Annotated in this window: 7 protein-coding genes; all 7 read left to right on the top strand. The window is 40.8% G+C overall.

From position 1 onward, the window contains the following. Positions 1 to 969 precede the first annotated feature (969 nt). Entirely contained in the window at positions 970 to 1104 is a 135-nt protein-coding gene (gene rpmH, locus NCCP133_RS07055) for a 50S ribosomal protein L34 (RefSeq protein WP_026584874.1), read from the top strand. A 115-nt stretch (positions 1105 to 1219) separates the two neighbouring features. Beyond that, the gene (rnpA, locus tag NCCP133_RS07050; RefSeq protein WP_264804216.1) at positions 1220 to 1588 is read left to right on the top strand and encodes a ribonuclease P protein component; all 369 of its coding nucleotides are present in this window, start codon (positions 1220 to 1222) and stop codon (positions 1586 to 1588) included. A gap of 134 nt (positions 1589 to 1722) precedes the next feature. Then, positions 1723 to 2505 (top strand): YidC family membrane integrase SpoIIIJ, encoded by a 783-nt coding sequence (gene spoIIIJ, locus NCCP133_RS07045; RefSeq protein ID WP_264804215.1) that lies wholly within the window; start codon positions 1723 to 1725, stop codon positions 2503 to 2505. Then, positions 2502 to 3128, top strand: a complete 627-nt coding sequence (gene jag, locus NCCP133_RS07040; RefSeq protein ID WP_264804214.1) for an RNA-binding cell elongation regulator Jag/EloR — start codon at positions 2502 to 2504, stop codon at positions 3126 to 3128. Before spoIIIJ ends, jag begins: the two co-directional genes overlap by 4 nt. A 365-nt stretch (positions 3129 to 3493) precedes the next feature. Further along, positions 3494 to 4879 carry a tRNA uridine-5-carboxymethylaminomethyl(34) synthesis GTPase MnmE gene (gene mnmE / locus NCCP133_RS07035; RefSeq protein ID WP_264804213.1) on the top strand — a complete coding sequence of 462 codons (1386 nt, stop codon included), beginning with the start codon at positions 3494 to 3496 and terminating at the stop codon, positions 4877 to 4879. Between the two features lie 59 nt (positions 4880 to 4938). Then, positions 4939 to 6828, top strand: coding sequence for a tRNA uridine-5-carboxymethylaminomethyl(34) synthesis enzyme MnmG (gene mnmG, locus NCCP133_RS07030; protein ID WP_264804212.1), 1890 nt, complete (start codon positions 4939 to 4941; stop codon positions 6826 to 6828). A 59-nt stretch (positions 6829 to 6887) separates the two neighbouring features. After that, complete coding sequence (gene rsmG / locus NCCP133_RS07025; RefSeq protein WP_264804211.1) at positions 6888 to 7604, top strand: 16S rRNA (guanine(527)-N(7))-methyltransferase RsmG; 717 nt, start codon at positions 6888 to 6890, stop codon at positions 7602 to 7604. Positions 7605 to 7692 lie beyond the last annotated feature (88 nt).

Below are 7692 nucleotides of genomic sequence, written 5' to 3'. Positions count from 1 at the left end.
CGTCACCGATAATCAGCATCGAATCGCTACCAGCTCATCCCGTCACGCTCCGCTGATGAGCAAGGACACCTCTGATTTTCTTTGTTTCGTGCAACAAAAACTATAGGTTATACAACTTGTACAACCCTTGATTTCATAAATATACGAAACTGTTTATGTGGAAAAATTATATAATAAGGAAGTAAAGTGGGATTTCGACAGTATCCACGGTCTGTGGACAAACTTTTACAAACCCTTTGGATAACCTGTCCACATGTTATCCACAATCTGTGGATAATGAAGATATGTGTTATGACTTATTAAGTGTGAAAACACAATAATGATAACAGATAATCCTAACAGTTGCAATGCTTTTTAAACCTTTATCCACAAGTCTTCACTCATGTGTATTAAAATTGTCCACAGCCCCTGTTTCTGTGAAAAACATGTCAATATGTGCTGTGGATAATGAAAATGCTGTCGAAATTTTATCCACAAGCCTATTTTTGGGGAGAATTTGAATAAAATGGACTGTGGAATTTAGGATTTGGTGATGCGGCTTTTAAAGTGACCTGTTCGTCTGGTGACGGGGTGATAGGCAGAAAAATGAGCTTTTACTGCGAACTAATGAGAAAAACGTGGAAATACAAAATTTTAGGGTGACATTTAAGCGAAAAGAAGGTACACTTTCTGAGTGGGTTCTTTCGGGAGTGTAAAAGAAAAAGAGCCGTAAAGAAAGAAGCCTAGTTATTGAAAAAGGAATATATTCGTAAGTTTGTTGTTTTTTAAGTGCATACTAACTTTTACCCACTAAGATCAACGGGCAAAATTTATAAGTAAAACAACTCTTTTATGAGAAGTGCCAAATAAATAAAATTTTTTTGCCATTGAAGGCAGATTGCCTTATATGCATAGTTGACAATTTTCTAGTTCATCTATATAATTAGAAAGACTGTCTTTAACAGCAAATCCTCAGGGAGGTGTCATATAATGAAAAGAACTTATCAACCAAACAAACGTAAGAGAAGCAAAGTTCACGGTTTCCGCAGCCGCATGAGCACTCCGAACGGGCGTAACGTCCTTGCTCGCCGCCGCCGCAAAGGAAGAAAAGTATTATCTGCTTAGGCCACTGAAACGTCAGTGGTCTTTTTTTCCATGTATATAGAAAAATGATTACAGCTGGGCTAAAAGAGAATGCCCCTTTATTCGTCCATATGTTAGCTTAAAGTAGGTGATGGCGTTGAAAAAAGAGTTCCGTGTAAAAAAGAATAAAGAATTTCAAGAGGCCTTTAAAAAGGGTAAGTCATTCGCCAATCGTCAATTTGTCGTTTATATATTAAAAAAAGAAGGACAGGACCATTTCCGCATAGGGCTTTCGGTCAGCAAAAAAATAGGCAATGCTGTGATGAGAAACCAGATTAAAAGGTATATTCGCCAAGCTTTTTTAGAGCTGGAGGGAGAAATAAAGCCACAGTATGATCTGATTGTGATTGCGAGGAAACCCGTGGCGGATATGGAATTTCATGAAGTGAAAAAAAGCCTTGTCCATGTTTTAAAGATATCGCGGGTTTTGAATAAACCTCGACTTGGAAATACTAGAAACCAATAGGTTTTATAGTTCTTTATATTTTGAAGCACTTCCTTTTAAAAGATGATAAAATAAAATACATATGAGCATGTCCTGTATGGGCTGGCAAATGTAATCTATCTAATTTATCTGGAGCAATAAGGAGGAAAAAACGGTTGAAGAAACGAATATTCCTATTAATCGGTTTAGTGTTCGTAACAGCGCTATTATCAGGCTGTACAGAGATTAACCAGCCGATTACATCTGAAAGCAAGGGCTTTTGGAACGAGTATATTGTCTACCCGCTTTCGCTGTTTATTATTAAAGTAGCAGAATTCACAGGTGACTATGGTCTTTCAATTATTATCGTTACGATCATTATCCGTCTGGTCATCTTGCCATTAATGATTAAACAAACGAGAAGTTCAAAAGCAATGCAGGCGATTCAGCCAGAAATGCAGAAGCTTCGTGAAAAATACAGTTCAAAAGACCAGAAAACTCAGCAAAAACTTCAGCAGGAAACCATGGCGTTATTCCAAAAGCATGGAGTTAATCCTGTTGCAGGGTGTTTTCCTTTAATCATTCAAATGCCGATTTTGATTGGTTTCTACCATGCGATTACACGTACGCGCGAAATTGCAGACCATAACTTCCTTTGGTTTGACCTTGGGTCTCCGGATCCAATTTACTTGTTGCCATTAATTGCAGGTGTTACAACATTCATTCAGCAAAAAATGATGATGGCCGGCACTCAGCATACTGGACAAATGGCTGCGCAAATGAAAATGATGCTCTATCTTATGCCGATTATGATTGTGATTTTCGCCATTAATTTCCCTGCTGCTCTTTCTTTATACTGGGTAGTAGGTAATATCTTTATGATTGTTCAAACTTATTTTATTAAAGGGCCGGACCTGAAAGCTGCAGCGGCCGGCAGTGCAGGAGGAGCCAAAAAGTGAATCAAGTAACTGCTACAGGACAGACCGTCAAGGAAGCAGTAGAGTCAGCTTTAGCTCAATTAAATACAACTGAAGACCGCGCAGAGATCACAATTGTTGATGAAGGTAAAAAAGGCATTTTCGGGATTTTTGGTTCCCGTCCAGCAGTGGTCAAGGCTGTTAAAAAAATCGATCCGATTGAGGAAGCAGAAAAATTCCTCAAGGATATCAGTGAAAAAATGGGTGTGTCCATTGAAATTGAGACAATAAAGGATGGAAAAAATGTTCAATTGATTCTATCCGGTGAGAAAATTGCTCTTTTAATTGGAAAAAGAGGACAAACACTCAATTCACTGCAATATTTGACGCAGCTTGTCATTAACCGCTATTCCGATCAGTATCTGAATGTAGTGCTGGATGCAGAGAATTACCGGAAAAGACGCAAGGATACTCTGATTCAACTGGCTGAAAGGCTTGCTCAAAAAGCTTTGAAGACGGGTAAAGAAATTTCATTGGAACCCATGCCTTCCTATGATAGGAAAGTCATTCATACTGCTCTCGTTAACAATAAAAGAATTAAAACGTATTCTGATGGAAATGACCCGCATCGCCATATTGTCATTGCCCCAGCCAGAACACGATAGCTACTATTCACTCCCAGTCCATTTTTAGGACTGGGAGTTTTTTTATCTTCAAGGAGAGGAAACTAATAGGAAAGTATATAAAAACCAATCAGCACCGCCATTCCAAGGTAAAATATTTAATCTCGTTTGGTTTTATTGTTATTCACATGTGGATAAGTTAAAATAGAGCATATTAAATACGAGGCATGTGGATAATTTTTTTAAAAAAATCCACAAGTCCAACCTGTGGACAAGCAGAAAATTGAGCGGATTGAATGCTTTTATAAAAAATAGGCATATGATATTCTATTAATTTGGGCAATCGATATAATCATTATTTTTATATATAGATCGATGAGAGAAAATGTTAAAGAGAGGTGAAGAAAGTGGAATTTGACACAATAGCAGCCATTTCAACACCGATGGGCGAAGGGGCAATTGCGATAGTCAGACTAAGCGGCGATCAGGCTTTTGAGATTGCGGATCGTTTGTTCAGAGGGGCAGGAGGTAAACGTTTAAAAGATGCAGCCTCCCACACCATCCATTATGGACATATTATCGATCCAAAAACAGGACTGATCGCTGAAGAAGTCATGGTTTCAGCTATGAAGGGACCGAAAACCTTTACCAAAGAGGATGTTATTGAAATTAACTGTCATGGCGGCCTGATTTCGGTTAACCGCGTATTACAGCTCTTATTAAATAATGGTGCTCGATTGGCGGAGCCCGGTGAATTTACAAAACGGGCATTTTTGAATGGCCGAATTGATTTGTCACAGGCCGAAGCAGTTATGGATCTGATCCGGGCTAAAACGGATCGTGCCATGAATGTGGCTCTGGGACAGATGGAAGGACGGCTCTCAAAGCTAATCCAAAAGCTCCGACAGGAAATTTTGGAAATTTTGGCCCATGTGGAAGTGAATATTGACTATCCTGAATATGATGATGTAGAGGAAATGACTCATCATATACTAATGGAGAAGTCTTTTTATGTAAAGAAGGAAATTGAAAAGCTCCTCCGAACTTCCCAGCAGGGGAAAATTTTGCGTGAAGGGCTATCAACTGTGATTGTCGGACGTCCAAACGTAGGAAAATCTTCATTATTGAACAGTCTGGTCCATGAAAACAAGGCAATCGTTACAGACATCCCTGGTACAACCCGGGATGTCATTGAAGAATATGTTAATGTAAGAGGAGTTCCGCTAAGATTACTGGATACTGCCGGAATCCGGGAGACGGAGGATATTGTTGAACGGATTGGCGTCGAAAAATCCAGACAGGTTTTAAAGGAAGCTGATCTGATTTTGCTGGTACTCAATTATTCGGATGAATTAACGGCAGAGGATGAAAATATTTTTAAAGCGGTCGAAGGCATGGATGTGATTGTGATCGTCAATAAGATGGATCTGGATCAAAAGATCGATATGGAACGTGTTAAAGAGCTATCGAAAAAACATAAGCTCGTTACAACTTCTTTATTAGAAGATAAAGGAGTGGACGACCTTGAAGAAGCGATTGCTTCCCTGTTCTTTGAAGGAACCATTGAAGCCGGGGATATGACCTATGTGTCAAACACCCGCCATATTGCCCTTTTAAACCAGGCTTTGAATACAATTGATGAAGCTATGCAAGGCGTTGAAATGGGGACGCCAATCGACATTGTGCAAATTGACTTAACGAGGACATGGGAGCTGCTTGGTGAAATTATTGGAGACAGTGTCCATGAAAGCTTGATTGATCAGTTGTTCTCGCAGTTTTGCTTAGGGAAATAGAAAAATTTTTGGAAATGACGCTGAATAAGCGGATTTTTGAGCAGTAAGGAGGGTGCATCATGACCTATGAAGCTGGAAGTTATGATGTCATAGTGGTCGGAGCCGGACATGCAGGTGTTGAAGCAGGTCTTGCTTCAGCGCGTCTTGGCGCAAAGACATTAATGATTACGATAAATTTAGATATGGTAGCCTTTATGCCTTGCAATCCTTCTGTAGGTGGACCTGCTAAGGGGATTGTTGTAAGGGAAATCGATGCGCTAGGCGGTGAAATGGGCAAGAACATTGATAAGACCCATATTCAGATGCGCATGCTGAATACAGGGAAAGGGCCTGCAGTTCGTGCATTAAGAGCCCAGGCTGATAAATTCACGTATCAGCATGAGATGAAAAAGGCCTTGGAAAATGAACCGAACCTGACGCTGATTCAGGGAATGGTGGAGCGTCTGATGGTAGAAAATGGAGAATGCAAGGGCGTTATGACACAGACAGGTGCTGTTTATTCTTCGAAAACGGTTGTCATTACAACCGGAACATTCCTAAGAGGAGAGATTATCCTTGGAGAACTTAAGTACTCCAGCGGTCCTAATAATCAGCAGCCCTCTATAAAGCTTTCTGAACACCTGCAGGAGCTTGGATTTGAATTGGTGCGCTTCAAAACAGGGACTCCTCCGCGAGTAAACAGTCATTCCATCGATTACAGCAAGACGGAAATACAGCCAGGCGATGATGTACCAAGAGCTTTTTCATATGAAACAACAAAGTATATTACGGATCAGCTGCCATGCTGGCTGACTTATACGAATGAAGAGACGCATACTTTAATTGACAATAACCTTCACCGTTCACCAATGTATTCGGGAATGATTAAAGGTACTGGGCCCCGCTACTGCCCATCCATTGAGGATAAGGTTGTCCGCTTTAATGATAAGCCCCGCCATCAAATTTTCCTGGAGCCTGAAGGACGGAATACACAGGAAGTATATGTGCAAGGACTGTCAACAAGCTTGCCTGAAGATGTTCAGCAGAAGATACTTAGAACCATTCCTGGATTGGAAAATGTTCAGATGATGCGTGCAGGCTATGCCATTGAATATGATGCGATTGTGCCGACACAGCTTTGGCCGACTCTTGAGACAAAGAACGTGAAAAATCTTTATACCGCTGGCCAAATCAATGGCACATCCGGCTATGAGGAAGCTGCTGGACAAGGGCTTATGGCAGGCATGAATGCCGGATTAAAGTCAATTGGCAAAGAAGAGGTCATCCTAAGCCGTTCAGATGCTTATATCGGCGTGCTAATTGATGATTTAATCACCAAAGGGACAAATGAACCATACCGCCTATTAACTTCAAGGGCGGAATACCGTTTGCTTCTTCGCCATGATAATGCCGATTTGCGTCTGACAGAGCTTGGATATAAAGTTGGGCTGATTCGTGAAGAACGGTATGAAAAGTTCCTGGTGAAAAAACAGGCGATTGAAGAAGAGAAAAATCGCCTTCAGGGCATTATTATTAAACCAGCCAGTGAAGTGCAGGCACTGATCAAGAGCCAGGGCGGCAGCGAGCTGAAGGATGGCATTCGGGCATCTGACTTGCTGAAGCGTCCTGAAATGACTTATGAACATATTCAAAAGCTTATTCCGGCTGAAGGGACACTTGATCCGGATGTAACCGAACAGGTGGAAATCCAAATCAAGTATGAAGGCTATATTGAAAAATCTCTTCAGCAGGTTGAACGTCTGAAGAAGATGGAAAACAAAAAGATCCCTGAAAACATTGATTATGATGCCATTAATGGACTAGCATCCGAAGCAAAGCAAAAGCTGAAGGAAGTTAGGCCGCTATCAATTGCACAGGCTTCCAGAATTTCCGGAGTTAATCCTGCGGATATTTCCATTTTGCTTGTTTATCTAGAACAGGGAAGAATTGCGAAGATATCAGCAGAGTAAAGCAAACTTGCCATGTTCGGAAACCATTTGATCAGGTCTCACAGCGGAAAGGATTTGCCATGAATATAGATCAATTTACAAAAATGCTGGCGGCGAAGGGGATTTCCCTTTCGTCCCGGCAATTACATCAATATGAAACATACTACTCCACCTTGGTCGAGTGGAATGAAAAAATGAATTTAACAGCCATTACAGACAAAGAAGATGTTTATCTTAAGCATTTTTATGATTCCCTTACCGCAGCATTCTATTTTGATTTTACTCTTCCGCTTAAAGTCTGTGATGTCGGTGCGGGTGCAGGTTTTCCAAGCATTCCGATCAAAATTGCATTCCCGGAATTACATATTACAATCGTTGACTCATTAAATAAACGAATTGGATTTCTTGAGCACTTGGCTAAAGTGCTGGAATTAGAAAAGGTCCAGTTTATCCATGACCGTGCGGAAGCCTTTGGGCAGAACAAGGAATACCGTGAGTCTTTTGATGTTGTGACAGCGAGGGCTGTTGCCAGATTGTCAGTACTGAGCGAGCTTTGTTTGCCGCTGGCTAAACAAGAAGGAACATTTGTTGCCATGAAGGGTGCAAGTGCAAAGGAAGAACTCGAAGCCGGCCAAAAGGCGATAGCAGTATTAGGCGGAAAACTCGTTGATTCCCATACTTTTTCTTTGCCAGAGGAAGAAAGCGAGCGCAACATTATAATTATTAAAAAAGAAAAAAGCACACCTAAAAAGTATCCAAGAAAGCCGGGTACTCCCAATAAAACACCTATTGAGTAGGGTGCGCATTTCCGCAATATATGACATAATAGTTTAGGTTGGCATATCTTTACCAAATATTATATTGTTACAGTCCGGCAGGAAATGT

It is taken from the genome of Cytobacillus sp. NCCP-133 (genome assembly GCF_026011715.1).
Classification (GTDB): Bacteria; Bacillota; Bacilli; order Bacillales; family Cytobacillaceae; genus Cytobacillus.
Note: the sequence above shows the minus strand (reverse complement) of the source record. Positions and strands in the feature narration are given on the sequence as shown.

Coding starts and splice junctions, on each gene's coding strand:
- rsmG (WP_264804211.1), top strand. CDS start 6,888: ATGAATATAGATCAATTTACAAAAATGCTGGCGGCGAAGGGGATTTCC.
- rpmH (WP_026584874.1), top strand. CDS start 970: ATGAAAAGAACTTATCAACCAAACAAACGTAAGAGAAGCAAAGTTCAC.
- mnmG (WP_264804212.1), top strand. CDS start 4,939: ATGACCTATGAAGCTGGAAGTTATGATGTCATAGTGGTCGGAGCCGGA.